The organism is Streptomyces sp. NPDC005266 (assembly GCF_040607655.1).
GTDB lineage: Bacteria > Actinomycetota > Actinomycetes > Streptomycetales > Streptomycetaceae > Streptomyces.
In genome coordinates this window covers 20,333-38,693 of record NZ_JBEXHC010000015.1, presented here as the reverse complement: position 1 = coordinate 38,693, position 18,361 = coordinate 20,333, and the positions used below count along the sequence as shown (strand labels likewise).

Sequence of the window (18,361 nt, the reverse complement as noted above, 5' to 3'; positions counted from 1 at the left end):
GTTGATCTGTCGGTCACTCCGTCGGCGGGTTCTATGCGAGCCGTCGGCCGCGCGGGCAGTGACCGAATAGGAGCCTGCTGCCACCAGGCACTCGTCACAGTCCTGTCCTCCCGCCCGGCCGACGGTCCCGCGCTGACCGCCGTCCCGGGAAGGGAACCGACAGCCATGACCAGCATCCTGCAGACCGAACCGATCGGGAAAGTCGTCGTCGGAGTCGATACCCACAAGCACGTACACACGGCCGTGGCCGTCGACGTCGTCGGGGGTGCTCAGGGCACGATCAGCGTCTCGGCCGACCGTGGCGGCTACGAGCAACTCGCCCGCTGGTCAGCCTCCTTCGGCCAGGTGCTCGGCTTCGGAGTGGAAGGCACCGGCTCCTACGGTGCCGGGCTCGCCTCCTATCTGCGACGCCACGGGCACAGGATAGTTGAGGTCAACCGTCCGGACCGGCGAGTGCGCCGGCAGCGCGGCAAGTCCGACCCGATCGACGCCGAGAACGCCGCCCGCGCGGTCCTGGCCGGCACGGCCACCGCCACCCCGAAGAGCGCCGAAGGCACGGTGGAGATGATCCGTCACACCAAGATCGCCCGGGACACCGCGGTGAAGTCGCGCACTCAGGCCATGGTCACGCTCAAGGCCCTGATCGTCACCGTCCCCGACGAGCTGCGTGAACAGCTCCAGGGCCTGTCCAAGATGGCCCTCATCGAGCGGTGCGCGGGACTTCGGCCCGGCAATTTGGTCACGACGTCCGCTTCGGCGAAGCACGCCCTACGAGCGCTCGCCCGGCGCTGGCTCGACCTGAACGATGAGGTCAAGAGCCACGACACCCTGCTGACCACCCTCACGAAGTCGCACGCACCCGAGCTGGTCGACTCGTTCGGCATCGGCCCGGACACCGCCGCCGAGGTCCTGGTCGTCATCGGCGACAACCCCGAGCGCATCCGCTCCCAGGCCGCGTTCGCCAAGCTCGCCGGTGTCTGCCCGATCCCGGCATCCTCCGGGAAGACCACCCGGCACCGTCTCAACCGCGGCGGCCACCGGCAGCTCAACTCCGCGCTCTACCGGGTCGTCATCGTCCGCATGCGCTTCCACCAGCCGACCATCGACTACGTCACTCGCCGCATCGCCGAGGGGAAGACGAAACAGGAGATCATTCGCTGCCTCAAGCGCTACCTCGCCCGCGAGATCTACCAGATGATCAAAGCCCGACCGGGACCCACCCCAGCGGCTTGACGAACTATAGGAGCGTCAACGCCATGGCCGAGGCGCTGAACGGCACCTTCAAGGCCGAGCTGATCGAGATGCAGGGGCCCTGGCGAGACGTCGACCAGGTCGAGCGGGCGATCTTCCAGTGGGTGACGTGGTACAACGAAGAGCGTCTCCACTCCGCGCTCGACTACGTACCGCCGGCCGAGTACGAACGGGACTTCTGGCGGAGCCAGGAGCAAGTCCCGCAGTCCGCCTGAAACAAGATCACCGGACTCTACGAAACTCGGGGCAGCTCACCTCGCCACCAGGTGGTGGCTGGGCTCAGCGGCGCGCCGTAGGCAAAGCCGACCGGTTCGGCCTTGTCGTATCCGATGAGGCAGGCGAAACCGGGCCGAGCGGCCCAGTGGTCAAGGAACCGGGCGAATTCCTCCCGGGTGGCGAGCGGGTCGTCCAGTTCCGCGTACACCTCGTCATGGATACCGAGAACGAGTTCACGGTCGCCGCTGGTGTAGTGGCGCAGGTCGAGCGTGGATGTCACAGGTGGCCTCCGGCATGCTGGGATGCGGCCGCGGTCACCTGCTCCAGGCGTCGGGCGATGCGGCTGCTGGTGATCGTAGAGATCGGAACGCGCTGGGCCGTTGCACCCGCCTGCTCGGCATGGCCCTGGGCAAGCTGGAGCTCGGCGAGCAGCACCGTGTAGTAGGCGCGGTTGCGGGTTGTGAGTGGGCGCCGCTCCCTCCGGCCAGTTCGGGCATCGCCAGGACACCACTGCGGATCCTCGGATAAAGGATCTGCAGCAACCGAAGCCCCAGGACCTACTTCCGGCGGTCACTGTGCGCTCCAACCGATGTTTACGCTATCCGTACGCATTTGGTACGCGAAACGTGCGCTTACGGTTAGGGTTGCGGAGCAGGAGGTGCTCCATGTCTGAGCTGTTCGACGCGGTCGATGCGCTGGTCGCGTCCCGCTCTGCACTGCCGCCACCGGCGGAGCGCAAGCGGCTGCGCGCCGCGCACGGCCTGACCCTGGATGAGGTGGCCGAAGCACTGCAGGTGCGGCGCGCGACGGTCAGCGGCTGGGAGGCCGGTAAGACCGAGCCCAGGCCGCCGGAGCGTGACGCGTACGCGCGGCTGCTCGCCAAGCTCGCGGAGCTCTACCCCGCCGACTCCAACTCGGCGGCGCCCGCTGAGGACACGGCTGTTCCGAAGACCTCCGCGCATGCTCCCGCCCCGGTTCCGGAAGCGCGGCTCGTATCCACAGCTCCGGCCTCCGAGGCTGCGGACATGACCGCCGAACACAACACCCAGACCCGCTTCACCACCAACGCTGCTGCGCCGGAGGGCGCGTCGCGTCTGGTGGCCACGCCCAGGCCATCGTCGACGTCGCGCCGCCCGGCCGGGCGGAAGGCCGCCCCGGCGAACACTCCGGCCGGCAGCGCGGACCCGCGCTTCGTCAACGGTCCGCTCGCGGTCGTCGACGTGGATGACGACGGCCAGGTGCTCGCGCACTGCGTCGGCGGCTTGGTCCTGGACGTGCCCGCCAAGTCCCTTCCGTCTCTGGTCGACTGGACCTTGAAAGAGGCCCGGCTCGGGCAGCCGAAGCTGTCCGGCCCGGGCAAGGACGCCGACCCGCTGCTCGTCCTCACCCAAGCCGCGCTGGAGCGCTATGGCTTGCCGGTCGCCCTCACCGAAGAAGAGCGGCTCGCCGGGCGGATCCCGGAGGGCCACAAGGTCGTCAAGCAGCTGGCCCGCGCGGAGTGGAAGCTGACCAAGAGGGGCTTCGGGCCGTGGGCGCGGATCTACCGCCCGGCCAAGGGCTCAGAGCGGGCCTGCGTGCAGCTGTGCATCCCGTCGTGGCACGCGCTGGACTCCCGCCACTGGGGCGAGACCGGGCAGCTGACATCGGCGGAACTGGCCCGGATCCTGGGCGTGTACGCGTCGCGGGTGATGACGCCGCGCGGCTCCACCGCCGTGACCGGCCTGGAGCTGATGACCGCGCTGCACCCGCCGACCCACGCCGTGCGTGACGAGGCCACTGGCACCTTCCGGAAGTCGGACACCAAGACGCCGGGCTCGCTGGGCGAGCATCCGGTCGACTGCGCGCCGTGCGAGGCCCCCGACGGGCACCCGATCCTCAAGGACCTGCCCCGCTTCCACGTCCGCGGCCCGGGCGAGAAGCTGTTCGAAGAGGCCTTCGACTGGGCGCGCCCGCTCACCGACGCCGAATGCATGCGCCGCAACCTGGTCGGCCTGGACGTGAACATGGCCTTCGCGGCCGGAGCCAACGGCCTGGTCGTCGGCCTAGGCGAACCGACGCACGTGAAGGCGCCGGTGTTCGATGCGAAGCTGCCCGGCTCGTGGCTGGTGGACCTCTCCCACGTCGACCTGTCGAGGGTGAAGGTCGCCAAGGACCAGTGGGCGGACCTGGACGCCGGCCTGCTGCCCAGCCCGTTCACGCCGAAGGGCGAGCGCCCGGAGGGGCCGGCCTGGTACGCGACGCCGACGGTGGCGTACGCGGTGGAGCTCGGCTACGACGTCACGCCGATCGAGGCATACGTGCGGTATGACAACGGCCGCTACCTGGACGCCTGGTACAACCGCCTGCGCGACGCCTACCTCGCTACGATGGCCGACCTCGGCGTCGACGCCGACCTGTCACCAGCGGACTTTCTGGCAGCCATGGACGGCTACAAGGAGCGCGACCCGCAGCTGGCGATCGCCGTCTCGGCGATCAAGGCGACGGTCAAGGGCGGCCTGGGCAAGCTGCGCGAACGCCCCCGGGGCGAGGGCTGGAAGCCCGGGCAGCCGTGGCGGGCGCTGTCCCGCCCGACGTGGCGGCCGGACATCCGTGCAGCGGTCATCTCCCGCACGCGGATCAACCTGCACCGGAAGATCGTCAAGCACGCGGCGTTCACCGGACGGTACCCGGTGGCGATCCTCTCCGACTGCGTCGTGTACGCGGCCAACGGCACCAGCCCGCTGGACTTCCTTCCCTACCGGGACGGCAAGCCGCTGCCCGGTGGCTTCAAGCTCGGCATCAACCCGGGCCTGGTCAAGCATGAGGGCACCCAGAGCGTGCTGTGGGGGGAAGAGGTCCGCGAGCGGTTCAACGCGCCGGAGCTCAACCTCGCCCGGTACATCAAGGACGGCACCGTCACCGACGTCGACAACGGAGAGTAGGAGAGAGCGACGATGACCCTGTTCGGGGACGGCCTGGACAAGGCGGTGCAGAAGGCGTTCACCCGCCCGGCCCCCAAGAGCGCGGGTGCTCAGATGCGGTACCTGGTCAAGCAGCTCAAGGGCACCAAGGCGGTCGCTGAACTGCTCGCAATGTCCCAGCGCCAGGTGGAGCGGTACGTCAAGGACGAGGCCAAGAAGCCCCGCCCGCAGCTCGCCGCCCGCCTGGAGCGCGAGGTCAAGGCACGGTGGCAGCCGCAGATCCGCGCCCAGGCGCGGCAGAAGGCGGCGACCACCGGCGGCATCGTCATCGACACCCGCGCCCGGATCGGCTACAAAGCGCCGGTCGGCACCACTGACGAGGACCGGCTCCGTCACCTGACCGTGGCGCTGCCACCGCAGTACGCCGCCCGCTTCTTCGAGGCCCAGGAGCAGGGCGCCACCGACCAGCATCTGCAGGAGATCGCCGCCGAAGCGCTCAAGGAGGTGTACTTCCAAGACGGCGGCCGCCGCGCTGGCCAGCTGGAGGAGGTGCGCTTCACCGACATCATGCACCTGGAGTTCGAGCTGTAGGCGTCCCCGAACACCCCGCGTGCCTCGGACCTGTGGCTGAGTCTTGCGAGCTGTCTTGTTCAGCCGAATAGAGAGCCCGAACACATATGCGAAATGCGTTGCCGCGAATACGTGTTCGGTATCTTGTGCGGATGCGGCGCGTCTCCCATGAGGAGCTGACTTGATTTCGGCTGATGCCGGCAAGTGAACTGTCGCTGATCCGTGGCGCTCCGGATGGTTGGCCCTGTGGGCCGCGATCATGTCGAAAGCTTTCGTTTCCGCAGCTCAGATGGTTTCTTCTGGGCTTCTTCATCCTCGTGATAAGCGAGACGAACACGTCCGTTCCTCCCGCTTGAATCAGTGCCCCTGCAGTGGTGCGTGGGCGCTGATTCAAGTCATTGACGAGTGGTCGAATCCCCTCGAATTCCCGGGACTACAGCGGGCAATGTCAGTGGCGGCGGCTAGCTTTCACACACGGCTCGGAAAAGGGAAGCGGCGCCGGTTTTTGCCCGTCCACTTCGCCGAGACGCCATGGTGCCGTCGTCTGCAGGGGGAGATGGTGTTGCGTTCGCGGATGTGGTGGCAGGAGGTCGTACCGGGGGACTGGTACGTGTTCGGGATACCCGAGGGGCTCGTGAAGGAGCGCTACCTTGCCACGCTGGCCGCCCTGGAGGAGCTGTCCACGCGGGGGCCGATGGCGACGTTGTCCGACATCACCGCCCAGTTGAAGGCGGTCGGCTACCACGACCCGTTGTCGGAAACTGAACTGCGCGCCTTGCTGGACCAGTTGCTGAAATGGCAGTTCGCTGAGCCGTTTCACGACTACGCAGCCCCGCTGCGCAGCCTGCAGGGCCTGTCGGCGCGTGAGGAGGCGTGGGCGCTGACCCAGCGGGGACGCGGCATCGTGGCCGCCGTGCGCACTGCGGTCGTCGACGTGGTGCGCGCCCTGCAACTGCCCAGCCGTCTTCTGGACGGGGTTCAGGACACGCTGCGGGAGATCCTCGATCACCTGAAGGATGATCACGGCCGGCTGCCGGGCGACCTGGAGGACGTACGCACCCGCATCGACGAACTGCAGCGGGTGACGGCCGACTTCTACGCGGCACTGGCGAAGATGGTGCAGTCCGACGTGACCGACAACGACGTGTTCGGCGAGAACCGCGACCGCGTCGTGGAGGCACTGCGCCAGTTCCCCCGCGAATACGGGCGCGGCCTGCCACGAGTCGAGACGGCCCTTGCCGGGCTGCGCGCGGCCGGATTCGCCCGCACCGTGGAGTCCGCCGTCGAGCACGCCGGACTCCTCGACGTCGCCGACCAGCAGCACTGGATCGACGAACGCATCCGCCGCCTGAACGACCTGGAGGCATGGTTCAAGCCGGACGGCACAGTGCATCGGCTGATCGACTCGGCCAGCGGGGCCGTGCACACACTGCTGGTCGCCATCGACCGCCGCTACATGGCCCGCCGACGCGGCAGCGACCTGGGCGTCGATTTCCGTGCCCTGGCCTACAGCCTGTACCGGCAGCCGGACGACGCCGAGGCCCGCCGCGTGTACGCGGCCGCGTTCGGGGACTGGCCCGCCTGGCACGCGGTCATCGGCGCCGGCGAGGAGGACGTCGCCCACGGCACTCCCGCCCGGGCCGGCATCGGCCGTCACCAGGTCGAGGTGACCTTGCGGGAACACGAACGGCACGGACCGGCCACCGGACGGCCCCGCAAGGTGCCCGACACCACCGCCGACCGGGCCGCCGCCCATGCCCAGGCACAGGCGGCCGCACAGCGCCGCCGCCGTCTCGCCGCGCAGCTGGCCACCGACGGTGAAGTCGGCCTCGAATACGTTGCCCAACTTCCCTTCGAAGCGGCCGTGATCCTGCTCAATGCCGTCGAGGTCGCGCTCAGCCGCTACCGCCCCCAGGACGGGATGGGGCGGGCCGCCGTCGACGAGGCCGGCCTGGAGGTCACGGTCAGGCCCGGCCGCCCCCACACCACCGTCACCGTCGACCTGGCCGAAGGACGCCTGGTAGGGCCCGATCTGCGACTGTCCGTCACCCCTCAGGGCCGGACGCCCGCCGTGTACCGGCCGGCCGAGCCTGGCGCGGCCGGGCAGAACTGGAGCGTGGCATGAACGACACTCTGCTGCTCGATGCCGACCTGCGCGAGAGCGCCCGCATGCTCGTGGCGGCCGGCCGTCTCACCATCGAAGGCGACCCCGAGCACTACCGGGCGGCCCTGCAGGGCCGCCATGCGCTGGCGGAGTTCTTCCGCACCGAACTGAACTGGACCCTGGAGGTCCACGAAGTCGCCGGCCTGATCCGTCTGCACAAACGGCGCAGCGATGTCCCGGCCGACCGGGGGCCGAGGCTGGTGCGGGACCGGCAGCCGCTGGCGGGCGCCCTGGTGATGATCCTCACCTGCCTGGCCTGCGAACAGCTGTGGCGCCGCCCGCGTATGAGCGTGCGGGAACTGATGCAGGCCATCGCCCAGGTCTGCGCCGCCGACACCACACACGGGCGCCTGCCCCGCTTCCCGGTCGTCGCCTCCGATGACGTCAGCAAGAAGGAAGCGCGCCACAACCGCCAAAGCCTGGCCGACGCCCTGAAGATCCTCGTCGCGGAAGGCACCATCACGGTCGACGCCGACCTGGACCGCGCCCTGGCCGACGAGGACGGCGACCTCGTCGTCACCGCCTCCCGCGACCGCCTCGCCACCAAATTCTCCTCCCTGTCACCCACCCTCCTTCAACTCGACGGCATGCCGCCCGCCCAGCACGCCGCCGCCCTGTCCGCCGAGTCCCTCCTGGACCACACTGCCCACACCCAAGGCGAGGCCCCCACACTGGAACAGCGGCGCTTGAACGCCATCCGCCGCCTGGTCGACGACCCCGCCGCCGACCCTCTTGACGACGCCACCGACACGACCCCCTACCTGCACACCCTGACCGGACGCGAACGCGCCCTCAACACTGTCGCCGCCCTCGGGCTCACCGCGACCGTGCGCCGCGACTGGTGGCAGATCACCGACCCCAGCGGCCAGGCCAGCAGCATCGACTTCCCCAACGGCCGCCGCACCGAGCGCCAGGCAGCCCTCGCCCTGCTGGCCACCCTCCCCAGCCGCGATGACCCCACAGCCCCGCTGACCCTCACCAGCATCGCGGAACTGTTCACCCAGGTACGCGCCCGCCAGCCCCGCTGGGCCGCCTCCTACGAACGCCTTCCCGCGCTGGCCCGCGCCGCGGCCGCCGAACTGACCAGCGCCGGCCTGCTCACCCCCGAGCCCGGCCGCCCCGATACCTGGCTGCCCACACCCGGCGTGCACCTGTGGCGCATCCGCGTCCGCCAGCCCACCCCGCCACCCGCACCGGCCGACACCCCGCCCGCCGACCCGGCGATCCCCCTGTTCACGGCGCCCGACACGGCCGCAACCGCCCCCACAGCCCATGCCGCGCACCAGGCCCGCCAAGGAGACGACGGATGAAGCCCGCCGAGCACCCCGCCCCGCACCTGAGCCTGACCGCCGTTGACCAGCCGGCCCTGGACATCCCCAGCGCCGAGGGCCGCTGGCAGCCCACGCGCGCCGGCATCGTCAACTCCTGGGCCTGGGCAAGCGAACAGCTGTACTTCTCCGGCGGCTGGCTCGCCCTGGTCGGCCCCAACGGGTCCGGCAAGTCCCTCACCGCCTCCATGCTGATCACTGTCCTGCTGGACGCCGACACCTCCCAGACCGCCCTGTCGGTGTCCGGCAAGGCCGCAGGCACCCTCACCAGCCGCCACACCGACTTCAACGACCGGGAAGACCGCACCGGCATCTGGTGGCTCGAATACGGCCTGCACGATCCGGCCGACGGCACCACCCGATACGTGACCACCGGCCTGTGGCTGCGGGCCACCGCAGGCCACCTGCACCGCGCCTTCTTCCTCACCCCCGGCCGGGTGGGCAGCGACCTGATCCTGGAACAGGACCGCGACCCCGTCCGCCTGGACACCCTCGCCGGACAACTGGCCGCCTGCCACGGCGAGATGTTCACCGACTCCAAAGTCCTGCGCGGCTCCCTGACCCAGCTCACCCCCCAAGACGAACGCTCCTACCGTCAAAAGGTGCGCACCCGCCTGTTCGCCCCGCTCAACGAGGTCCAGTTCGAGGCGCTGCTCGCCGTCCTGCGCTCCCTGCGCAGCGTGCGCACCGCCGAGGCCATTTCCCCCACCCGGATGCGGCAGGTCCTCACCGACGCCCTGCCCGCCCTCGACACCGACAACCTCACCCAGGTCGCCGAGGCGATGGAACGCATCTCCGAACTCGAGACCAAACTGGAGCGCACCCGCCAGGAAGCCAAGCTCCTGGAAGGCACCGACCGCAGCTACCGCCGCTACCTGCGCACTGTGGCCCAGGCCGAAGCCGCCGCCCTGACCGCAGCCAACACCGAGTTCGACGACCAGGCCCGCAGTCTCAAGAAGGCCACCGACCAGCTGGACACCGCCCAGAAGGCATCCCAGGACGCGGCCCAGGAATATGCCGACGCCCAGAGCGACATCTCCCGCGCCCGAGGACAACTATCCGCAGACGAGGCACTGCTGAGCGAACACGCCGGAGCCGAACTGCCGCACCGGGAGGACCGAGCCCGCGACCTCGCCGCCCAGGCCACAGCGGCGGCCGAGCGCGCACAGACGGCCGGCACCGACGCCGACGAGGCTCACCAGAAGGCCGCCGCCAGCCGGGACGACGCCGATGCCGCGCAGGTCCAGCTCACCCGGATCTCCGGTGACCTGCGCACCAGCGCCACCGCTCTGGGAGCCCAAGCCGCCTGCGAACACCTCCTGACCGCGTCCGAAGCCCTCGCCGCAGCCCGCAGCAGCGCCGACGCCACGCTGGACACAGCGTGGCTGTGCAGCCACCCGCTGGCCTGGGCGGAAGACCACCAGCGCCAGATCCAGGCCGTCGACCGGGCGCTGGGCACCTACCAGCACCTGCAGGACAACCAGCGCACCGCCGCAGACGAACAGCACGCCGCCGAGGATGCGGAACACGCCCGCCGCGAAGCAGCCGACCAGGCCACCAGCCACCGCCGACGCGCCGAGGAGGAACTCACCGCCCGACTTCACACCTGGCAGGAGTCCGCGCCGCTGCTCGGCCCGCTGCCAGTGCAGTTGACCGAACCAGGCGATGCCGAAGAGCGCACCGACACCAGCCGGCTCACCGCCTGGCTCTCGGCCGCCGCTGCCGCGGCCCGCGCCCGCATCGACCTTCCCGGCCACCAGCAGAAAGCGGCCGCCGACACCGCCCTCGCCCACGCCGCAGCCCGCACCGCAGACCAGGCCCGTACCCACCACACCGCAGCCCAGGCCGCCACCGAGCAGGCCGCCGCCGCACACGAAGCCGCCCTCGAGCAGGCACTCGCCGAGACGGAAGCCGACGGCCACCGCCGCACCCAGGCCCGCCGAACCCACCAACAGGCCCGCAGCGACGCCCAAGCCGCGCTCGAGGCAGCCGAACAGGCCCTCGCCCAGGCCGACGCGGCCGCCCTTCAAGCAGTGCGCAACTGGCTGGGCCAGGTGCACGCCTGGCGCGACGACCTGATCCACCTGTCCGCCACCGACCTTCCTCTGCCCGATGCCACCGCACCGGCAGCCGACCTGAACGCCCTGCAACCCGCCGACCTCACCCTGGCGGCCGTGCGCGCGCACGCCCAGGCCGCACCGCGCCTCCAACGCCACGCCGAAGAAGCCGCCCGGCAGGTCCAAGCCGCCACCGAAACCGTCACCGCGCTCACCGAAAAGCTCCACCAGGCCCAGCAGGCCGCACCGATCCCCGCACCCCCGCCCTGGCGCACCCGCACCCCAGGGGACGGCGTCCCGCTGTGGGCACTGGTCGACTTCGCCCCCGGCCTGAATTCCGCCGACGCCGACCGCCTTGAGGGAGCCCTCCTGGTGGCAGGCCTCCTGGACGCCCTGGTCACCCCCGACGGCCGGGTGTGTGACGGCGATCTCACCCTCACCCCCACCACCCCCGCTCCGGGACGCACCCTGGCCGACCTGCTGGTCGTCGAAGACACCCTGGCCATCGACACCACCCGGGTAGGCGAGATCCTCGCCGCCATCCCCCTCGACGCCCCCGGCAGCGACACGGCGGCCGGCCGACTGGCTCACGGCGTCCTCACCGCCAGCGCTCCCGCCGGATACCGGGCCGCATTCATCGGCCGCACCACACGGGAGAGGGCCCGCCAACAGCACGTCAGGCGCCTCGAAGACGACCTGGCCGCCGCCCGCAGCACCCTCAAGGAGGCCGAAGATCACCTGGCGCGCCGCCGCCGGGACATCACCGCCGCCGCCGCGGAACGCGACAGCCTCCCGCCCGCCACCCAGGTGGACGACGCACGCGACCACGCCGCCGACCGACGCGCGGCCGCCGATGCCCTCCAGCACCGCACCGCCGTAGCCCTGGCCGACGCCGATTGGGCCCTGGAGCGGATCCTGGCCGAACTCGAGGCCGCCGCGGCAGCCCGCACCGCCGCCGTCGATGCCGCTGCCCTCACCCACGAACACGCCCGGCACAGCGAGGCCCGCGCTGCCGAGGCCGCCCGCATCGCTGAGGATGCCGCAGCTGAGCAGGCAGCCATTGCCCAGGCCAGCGCAGACGCGCGCGCCTGTGCCGCGGCCGCCCAGCAGGCCGCCGACACCGAGCAGGCCGCCTTCCCGCGCCAGGAGATCGAATCCGTCGAGGCAGCCCACCGGGTCGAGGACGCAGCCGAACAGGATCTGAACCGGGCCCGCGCCGATGTCGTCAAGGCCACCGGCCGCCACGAGGACGCCGGCAAAGCCGTCAGCGAGGCCCTGCGCGCGCTCAACCGCGCAGCAGCCCTGCCTGCAGGCGACATGCTGCGCACCAAACCGGACTACCTCGATGCACGCCGGGAGTCTGTCGCTCAGTTCGTCGGGCACATCCAGGCCTGGGCACCGGCCGCCCAGCGGGTGGCCGACCTGCTCGCGCGGGTCGACGGCGACCGTCAGCAGGCCGCCGAGCGCCGCACACGCCACACCCAGGCCCAGCAGGAAGCCGACCGCATCCGACGGCGAGCCGAGGAGGAAGCCGCAACGGTCGCCGAAATGCGAGCCTTGCACGGCGCTCAGTACCAAGAGCTCCTGGCCCGCCGGGACGCCACAGCCGAGAAGCTCCGGCAGGCCGAGGACCGTGCCGAACAATGCCGCAGCCACCAGCAGGAAGCGGACAGGCAAGCCAGCGCCGCCCAGGCCATGCTGGTGATGGTCGCCCCGCAGCGGGAAGCCGCCGAGAAGAACCGGGACGCCTGCCTTGCCCAGCTCGGCCGCCTGGTCGACGAGCACCTGGCCCAAGTTCCCGAGGACATTCCAACCGAGGGCCCCGGCCGCCCCGCCAACATCACCGCCGGCCTTGCCTGGGCCAGGCGCCTGCTCGCCGACGCCCCCGGCGGCACCGACCGCCGCACCGTCCTGGAACGGCAGCGCGACCGCGACCTGACCCTGCTGGAAACCGCAGCCCGCAAGGCCAGCACCGGCCTGGCCGGCTTCGACCGGCAGGTCACCCTGCTGGGCATCGAAGACACCCCCTGGCGGCGCGCCGTCGTCGCCGACCCCGCCGCCGTGCGCGGCGAAGACGTCACCACCACCGTCCAGGACCTCAAGGCCACCGCCGCCCAACTCGAGGACGACCTGCGTGCCGACATCAAGCAGGTCCTCAAGACAAGCCTGTTCACCCGCCTGCAGCGCGACATCCAACTGCGCCGGGAAGCAGCCCTCGAACTGGTCGCCCAGATCCACGACACCCTCAAAGACGTCCGCACCGGCGTCGCCCACGTCGGTGTCCAGGTCGAATGGGACGTCCGCACCGACCCCGAGGCCCAGCGCATGGTGGACCTCATCGGCCGACCGCCCTCCGACGACACCTTCGAGCAGATGTATGACGCGCTGCGCCAGCGCATGAACGAAAAAGCTGGCGAGCCCTGGGCCGAACGCGTCGCCCACACCTTCGACTACCGCAGCTGGTACGACTGGAAGATCTCCGTCACCCACGCCTCCTTCGAGGCCGCCGGCAAGGAGAAATTCCGAGAGATCACCGCACGCTCCAACCCCCTGGAAGCCCTCTCCACCGGTGAAAGGCGCCTGGCCACCATGCTGCCCCTCCTGGCGGCAGCCTGGTCGATGTACTCAACCTCCGGCTACACAGGCCCCCGCCTGCTGTCCATCGACGAGATCGACGCAGCCTTCGACGAACTCAACCTGCGCCAGATCCTGGCCCTGCTGCGCTCCTGGGACTTCGACGTCCTGGCCACCTCCCCGTCCATGACCCCACTGATCAAACGCGAGACCCAGCGCGCCATGGTCCACCAGGTCATCACCACCGGCCGCCGCCGCATCACCGTCCCCTGGCTCTGGCACGGCCACGGCGAACCCCAGCCCCTCACCCTGGACCTGACCGTCCCTCAGCCCCAGGACACGCCATGACCGCCGACCGCACCATCCTCGCCGCCGACCCGGACCTCGCTCCGCTGTGGCAGGCCATCCACGACCGCCTCAGTACCGGCACCGCCCCGGCCGACATCGCCACCATCACCGTGCCAACCCTCGCCCCAGGCGCGGTGGCCGCCGTGCGATCCTGGCTCGACACACCCGACCAACGCCGCCGCGGCCGCACCCGCGTCCCCCATACCGGCCGCGGCGTCAAAGTCCCTCTGCGCCCCCTCCTGGACGCGCTCGGCCTGACCACCGACGACCTGCAGTCCCTGGTCGAGGACGCCGTGGGCCGCATGGTCGTCAACCGCAAGCACGGCCGCCTCGCCGCCGACAAGCTGCGACAGGAACTGGACCGCTACGCCGACGCCCAACTGCCGCACCTGCCCCGGCTGCGAGCCCGGCTCACCCTGGGAGCCGACCAGGACACCGCGCCCGAGATACGCCGGCTCATCGACGCCCTCGCCTCCCTCACCCGCCACCTGCCCCACACACCACCCCGGGCCCTGGCCAAACTCGCCCACGACCACGCGGGGGATCCGCACTACTTCGATCCCGCAACAGGGCCCGGACAACGCCTTGTCGCCGCCGTTGCCGAACTCGCCGACCGCCCCGAACCCGCACGCCCCGACCACACCCGCGCCCTCCTCGCCGACTATGGCATCATCGCCGACCGGCTCTCTGCCACCGTCCTGCTCCACCAGGTCCGTGCCCTCGGCGACGGCCCCATCGACCGCCGCCTCAACGAGGCCACTACCCCCGTCGCCCTCAACCTCCTCGACCTCACCCGCACCCCACCCCGACTGGCGCCGCAGACCCTCACCGTCGTCGAAAATCCCTCCGTCCTCGAGGCCGCGATGGAGTGCGCCAGCCCTCAGCCCATGGCCTGCACCAGCGGCCAGCTCCGCGCCGTCGATCACGTCCTCCTCCAACTGGCCGTCGACCAGGGCGTGCGCCTTCGCTACGCAGGCGACCTGGACGCCGCCGGTCTGCACATCGCCGCCACGGTGCAGCAGACCTACGGGGCAGAACTCATCGCCATGGACACCGCTCTCGTTCGAGCGGCAGGCGATCTGCCTTCTGCGGTCCCGCTCGGCCCCCTGCCGAGCATTTGTGATCCCGCACTGGCCGCCCAACTGCGCACGACTGGACGTGTCCTTTACCAGGAACATGACGCCGTACTCACTCGCCTTCTCGACCCGGCCTCTTCGAAACAGGGGGGCTGTTGCAGGGCGCGGGAGAGCGTGGAATAGCGCGTGTTCCACGCGGGTGTCCGCGGCCGGCAGTCGGTTCACACAACACGGACAGATACCTGACGCTCTGTTAGCAGTCGGGCCAGTGCGTCGGTCTCGTCCTCGGGCAGGGCGATGGCGGCCAGGCGGCGGGCGCGGGTGACGGCGACGTACCAGACGCGCAGTACCTCGTCGGTGGCCGGGTCCGCGGTGGCCCAGCGCTGCACGCTTCCGGCATCGGGCAGTAACAGCAGGACGCCGTCTGCTTCGTCGCCCTTGATCTGGTGGACGATGTTGGTGCGCATGCCGGTGGCTGGCTGGGGGCGTGACAGGGTGGGTTTTCCGGCGGGGCGGCCCTTGCCTCCTTGCGGGGCGGCCCCGGGCAGAGCGGGCCAGGCCTTCATGGCCTGCCATACCTGTGGACCCCATTCCCTGTGGGGCGCAGGTAGGCCGTGCAGGAAGGCGAAGGCCGTGCGGTTGACCTGGCCGGTGGAGAGACGGTGAGTGGCGATGATGCGGTCGGGGCCGCCGGTTTCGCTCGGGTACCAGTAGCCGAACAGGACGCGCACGGCGATCGCGCAGGCCCGGGCGAGGTCGTCGCCGGAGGCGCTCGGGGTGTGGGCGACGGTGCGGGCCCAGGCCAGGCTAGTGATGGTGTTGGTGTTGGGCCGCTCTCGGGTGATGCCCGGCAAGGTGGCGTACTTGTAGGCGGTCACCAGACAGTTTTCTGGCGGGACGGCGTACTCCTCGGCGAGCGCGCGGAAGGCGTCGACGATGCCGGTGCCGGTCGGAGCGTGCAGGTGGCGGCTGCCGGAGGTGGCGAACTGGGTGGGCAGCAGCAGGGCGGGGATGTCGTCGTCGCGTACGACGGACGTGTCGGGCGGGCGCTGCCCCGTGCGCAGGGTGGACGCCAGGTGGCAGATGACGGGGGAACTGCGCCAGTTGCCGGTCAGGCGGTGAGGGGTGGGGGACAGTTGTGCCGCGAAGGCCCCAAGAGCCTGGGGTTCGGCTCCGCGCCAGGCGTAGATGGCTTGGTCCGGGTCGCCGACGAGGACCAGCGGCAGGCCGGCGTCGTGCAGCAGCCGAAGGATGGCGAGGTCGGCGGCGGAGCAGTCCTGCGCCTCATCGACGATGACTTCTGCGAACCGGGAGCGCAGCGGTCCCAGCAGCCCGGTGGCGGCCTCGGCGTTGTGCAGGTTCCACAGGGCCAGCACCCGCGCCTCGTGCCCGGTGAAATACCCCTGCTGGCACCACGACTTGCGGGTGGCGAGGATCTTGTCTTCCCACGCTTGCTGGCTGTACGTGCTGGCCTCGATGAGGTGCCGGGTGTCGTAGTCGAGTTTGTCCCAGGCGACCGCCTCGCGCGCGGGGCTCTGTGAGGGATCCAAGGTCATGGGGAAGCGGTGCAGGGAGACCTCCCGGTCCATGCCCTCCACCGTGGCCTTGATGCCCGCCCACGACTCCAGCAGGCGGGGCACGGGCTCGGCCGCCCGCCGCGGCTTGACCAGGAACTCCCACAGGAACGAGTCAAGTGTGGCGATGAAGTGCGGTGCCTGGACCAGGTCTGCGCGGCCTGCCTGGCGGCAGCGGCGGATCATCTGATCACGCGCCACCCGCGTGAACGAGATCAGGGCCCGGCCCTGCCGCAGCAGCCGCCGGGGCGACTGCAGATGCCGACTGGTGATCACATGCGTCTTGCCGGCACCCGGGCAGGCAGGTACGAAGGCAGGCGCGGACACAGCCATGGCGGCCTGCTGCTGCGCCTTAGCATCGTCCAGTACCGACGTTGTCTCTCCCGGCCCGGTCGGCCCGGTCATGGCGCGCTCACCGCAGAAGTGCGGTCCGTGGCGGTGATGAAGCGGATGGCGTCCGCCAGGTAGGCAGGCACGGTGAATGCCACCGTCGGGTCGGCCAGCACGTCGGCCAGTTCCTGGGCGAACAGCCCTTTGGAGATCTTGGTGCCCTTCGTGACGTCTCCATCGGCACCGGTGCGGGTCCGGCTGGTCTTCGTGACGAACAGCTCCCCGAATGCCACGGCGGGATCCGAAGCCGTGACGACCTGATCCCAGCGCGCCTCCGAGCGCGGCGCGCAGCGCATGAACGCCGCCCGCAAGGCGGTGATGTTGTCGGCCGACCACAGGGCCGGCTCCAGCGTCCGCGGCGCTGCAGCCAGATGCAGCACGCCGGGGGAGTGCCAGCGGCGGGGCAGTTCCCGCAGCGACTGCAGCCTGGCCGGTTCTGGCTGCCCGGGCGCCACATCCGTGTCGGTGATCAGCGCCACCCGCCGTCCCAGACACATGCCGTCCACCGGCGCCAGCAGCACCCGCAGATAGACCTCGAATCCGACACCGTCCACGATCACCCGGGTGGTGCCGAAGAACCGTTCCAACGCATCGAATGCTTCCTGGTTTTGTTGAGCGTCGGCGTCCTCACCGGCGGCCAGGACACGCTGGGCCAGAGCGGGCAGCAGCAGGAGCTCGGAAATGCCCTCCACCAGGATCGCCCGCGATGCGAACAGCAGGGCGCTCTTCGTGGCATCCAGGTAGCGGTCCAGATGGCGCACCCGGTCTGGGCTCAGATACAGCCGGGGGATGGGCAGGGGCCTGGCCTGCCAGCCGTCGGATAGCTCGGCCGGGCAGCGGGCCATGACCACCAGGTCCTCCACGCTGGCTGCGGCCGACAGGATGGGGGAGTGGGTGGTGACCACCACCTGCAGGTGCCCAGCCGGCTGGGCCGGGTCACAGGCGGGCCGACGGCGAGAGGCCCGCGCCCGCTGCTGCAGATAGCGCAGCAGCAGGGTCTGCAGCTGCGGATGCAGATGCGCCTCGGGCTCCTCGACCAGCAGCACGGTCAGGTCTGCCTCTGCCGCCGCGTCCAGCTCGGCCATCACCGTGGCGATGAACAGGGTGTTGGCGTAGCCCAGCCCTGAGGCCGAAAGAGGAAACGGCTGGGCGGAGGCGTCGCCCAACAGGATGCGCAGCGACCGGCCGATCGATGCGAACGTGGGCTCGGCCAGGGCCAGTTCACTCATCTGGGGATGCGCGCCGACGGTCAGGTCCCGCAGCGGCTCGTTGATCTTTTCGCTGACCTTGACCACGTCCGGGTCCGCGGCCACCTTCTTCAGCTCGGTGCCGATCCGATCCACGAAGGCATCAACATGCGTGTCGTCGCCCAGCAGCCCGCGAAGAATCATCCGGACCCGGTCACCGCCGGCCGAGGCCAGCTCCCGCTCCGCATCGCGCAGCGCCGGCAGGTAGACATGCCGGACGCCGCTGCGTGCCGGAGGTTCCCCCGTGACCGGAAGGCCCGCGCCCTGCGACCAGGCGGTACTGCCGCGCTGTCCACCCATTTGCGGTGGCGTCCAGGACACCTGCCACCGTGCGGTGCGGCTGTCGGGATCCCCCTCACGCAGCAACGCCTCGAGATACGCGCCGCTTTGCTGTGCGGAGATGTCGGCGACATCCAGCTGCAGGCTCGGGCCGCCCCGTTCGGCCGCGGAGGGCTTGAGAACGTCGGATTCCTCGAAGTAGCGCACCCGGCGCCCGTCCAAGGGGTCCGTGAGCAGGCGAATTACATCGATCACGCTGGACTTGCCCGCGTTGTTCTCCCCGACGAGCACCGTCACTTCCGGCCGCAGAGGGATCCGCACTCGCTCGCACGAGCGGAATCGTTCCACCAGCACCTCGGACACGTACACAGTCCGCCCCCCGTCCCC

Annotated in this window: 12 protein-coding genes; 8 read left to right on the top strand and 4 right to left on the bottom strand. The window is 70.5% G+C overall.

Translation table 11 applies throughout. The features are described 5' to 3' along the window. Positions 1-165: 165 nt before the first annotated feature. Both ABZU99_RS23995 and ABZU99_RS23990 read left to right on the top strand, forming a co-directional pair. Positions 166-1,233: an IS110 family transposase gene (locus ABZU99_RS23995; protein WP_356046557.1), complete on the top strand. Its 1,068-nt coding sequence runs from the start codon at positions 166-168 to the stop codon at positions 1,231-1,233. Then, positions 1,230-1,466, top strand: coding sequence for an integrase core domain-containing protein (locus tag ABZU99_RS23990; RefSeq protein WP_356046559.1), 237 nt, complete (start codon positions 1,230-1,232; stop codon positions 1,464-1,466). The genes ABZU99_RS23995 and ABZU99_RS23990 overlap by 4 nt, the downstream gene beginning before the upstream one ends. Positions 1,467-1,483: 17 nt before the next feature. On the opposite strand, the gene ABZU99_RS23985 is transcribed toward ABZU99_RS23990, so the two are convergent. Both ABZU99_RS23985 and ABZU99_RS23980 read right to left on the bottom strand, forming a co-directional pair. Next, positions 1,484-1,747, bottom strand: a complete 264-nt coding sequence (locus ABZU99_RS23985) for a hypothetical protein (RefSeq protein WP_356046561.1) — start codon at positions 1,745-1,747, stop codon at positions 1,484-1,486. Beyond that, positions 1,744-1,902 carry a hypothetical protein gene (locus ABZU99_RS23980; protein WP_356046562.1) on the bottom strand — a complete coding sequence of 53 codons (159 nt, stop codon included), beginning with the start codon at positions 1,900-1,902 and terminating at the stop codon, positions 1,744-1,746. The genes ABZU99_RS23985 and ABZU99_RS23980 overlap by 4 nt, the downstream gene beginning before the upstream one ends. A gap of 230 nt (positions 1,903-2,132) precedes the next feature. Between ABZU99_RS23980 and ABZU99_RS23975 the strand changes: the two genes are divergently transcribed. The 6 genes from ABZU99_RS23975 (at position 2,133) to ABZU99_RS23950 (ending at position 14,667) form a co-directional block, all read left to right on the top strand. Then, positions 2,133-4,388: a helix-turn-helix domain-containing protein gene (locus tag ABZU99_RS23975; RefSeq protein WP_356046564.1), complete on the top strand. Its 2,256-nt coding sequence runs from the start codon at positions 2,133-2,135 to the stop codon at positions 4,386-4,388. Between the two features lie 12 nt (positions 4,389-4,400). Beyond that, a complete protein-coding gene (locus ABZU99_RS23970) occupies positions 4,401-4,958 on the top strand; it encodes an XRE family transcriptional regulator (protein ID WP_356046566.1) in 558 nt (185 codons plus the stop codon). Between the two features lie 535 nt (positions 4,959-5,493). Further along, positions 5,494-7,062 carry a DUF2397 family protein gene (locus ABZU99_RS23965; RefSeq protein ID WP_356046568.1) on the top strand — a complete coding sequence of 523 codons (1,569 nt, stop codon included), beginning with the start codon at positions 5,494-5,496 and terminating at the stop codon, positions 7,060-7,062. Further along, positions 7,059-8,411: a DUF2398 family protein gene (locus ABZU99_RS23960; protein WP_356046570.1), complete on the top strand. Its 1,353-nt coding sequence runs from the start codon at positions 7,059-7,061 to the stop codon at positions 8,409-8,411. The genes ABZU99_RS23965 and ABZU99_RS23960 overlap by 4 nt, the downstream gene beginning before the upstream one ends. Then, on the top strand, positions 8,408-13,408 hold the full coding sequence (locus ABZU99_RS23955) for an SbcC/MukB-like Walker B domain-containing protein (RefSeq protein ID WP_356046572.1): 5,001 nt from the start codon (positions 8,408-8,410) through the stop codon (positions 13,406-13,408). Before ABZU99_RS23960 ends, ABZU99_RS23955 begins: the two co-directional genes overlap by 4 nt. Beyond that, entirely contained in the window at positions 13,405-14,667 is a 1,263-nt protein-coding gene (locus ABZU99_RS23950; RefSeq protein ID WP_356046574.1) for a DUF2399 domain-containing protein, read from the top strand. The genes ABZU99_RS23955 and ABZU99_RS23950 overlap by 4 nt, the downstream gene beginning before the upstream one ends. A gap of 38 nt (positions 14,668-14,705) precedes the next feature. Here the strand turns inward: ABZU99_RS23950 and ABZU99_RS23945 are convergent, their stop codons facing one another. Beyond that, positions 14,706-16,463 carry a UvrD-helicase domain-containing protein gene (locus ABZU99_RS23945; RefSeq protein WP_356046575.1) on the bottom strand — a complete coding sequence of 586 codons (1,758 nt, stop codon included), beginning with the start codon at positions 16,461-16,463 and terminating at the stop codon, positions 14,706-14,708. Then, positions 16,460-18,337, bottom strand: a complete 1,878-nt coding sequence (locus ABZU99_RS23940) for an AAA family ATPase (protein ID WP_356046577.1) — start codon at positions 18,335-18,337, stop codon at positions 16,460-16,462. The genes ABZU99_RS23945 and ABZU99_RS23940 overlap by 4 nt, the downstream gene beginning before the upstream one ends. Positions 18,338-18,361: the final 24 nt, after the last annotated feature.

Bases quoted from the DNA above. Each gene is read 5' to 3' on its own strand.
- ABZU99_RS23995 (WP_356046557.1), top strand. From the start codon at position 166: ATGACCAGCATCCTGCAGACCGAACCGATCGGGAAAGTCGTCGTCGGA.
- ABZU99_RS23975 (WP_356046564.1), top strand. From the start codon at position 2,133: ATGTCTGAGCTGTTCGACGCGGTCGATGCGCTGGTCGCGTCCCGCTCT.
- ABZU99_RS23970 (WP_356046566.1), top strand. From the start codon at position 4,401: ATGACCCTGTTCGGGGACGGCCTGGACAAGGCGGTGCAGAAGGCGTTC.
- ABZU99_RS23965 (WP_356046568.1), top strand. From the start codon at position 5,494: ATGGTGTTGCGTTCGCGGATGTGGTGGCAGGAGGTCGTACCGGGGGAC.
- ABZU99_RS23960 (WP_356046570.1), top strand. From the start codon at position 7,059: ATGAACGACACTCTGCTGCTCGATGCCGACCTGCGCGAGAGCGCCCGC.
- ABZU99_RS23955 (WP_356046572.1), top strand. From the start codon at position 8,408: ATGAAGCCCGCCGAGCACCCCGCCCCGCACCTGAGCCTGACCGCCGTT.
- ABZU99_RS23950 (WP_356046574.1), top strand. From the start codon at position 13,405: ATGACCGCCGACCGCACCATCCTCGCCGCCGACCCGGACCTCGCTCCG.
- ABZU99_RS23945 (WP_356046575.1), bottom strand. From the start codon at position 16,463: ATGACCGGGCCGACCGGGCCGGGAGAGACAACGTCGGTACTGGACGAT.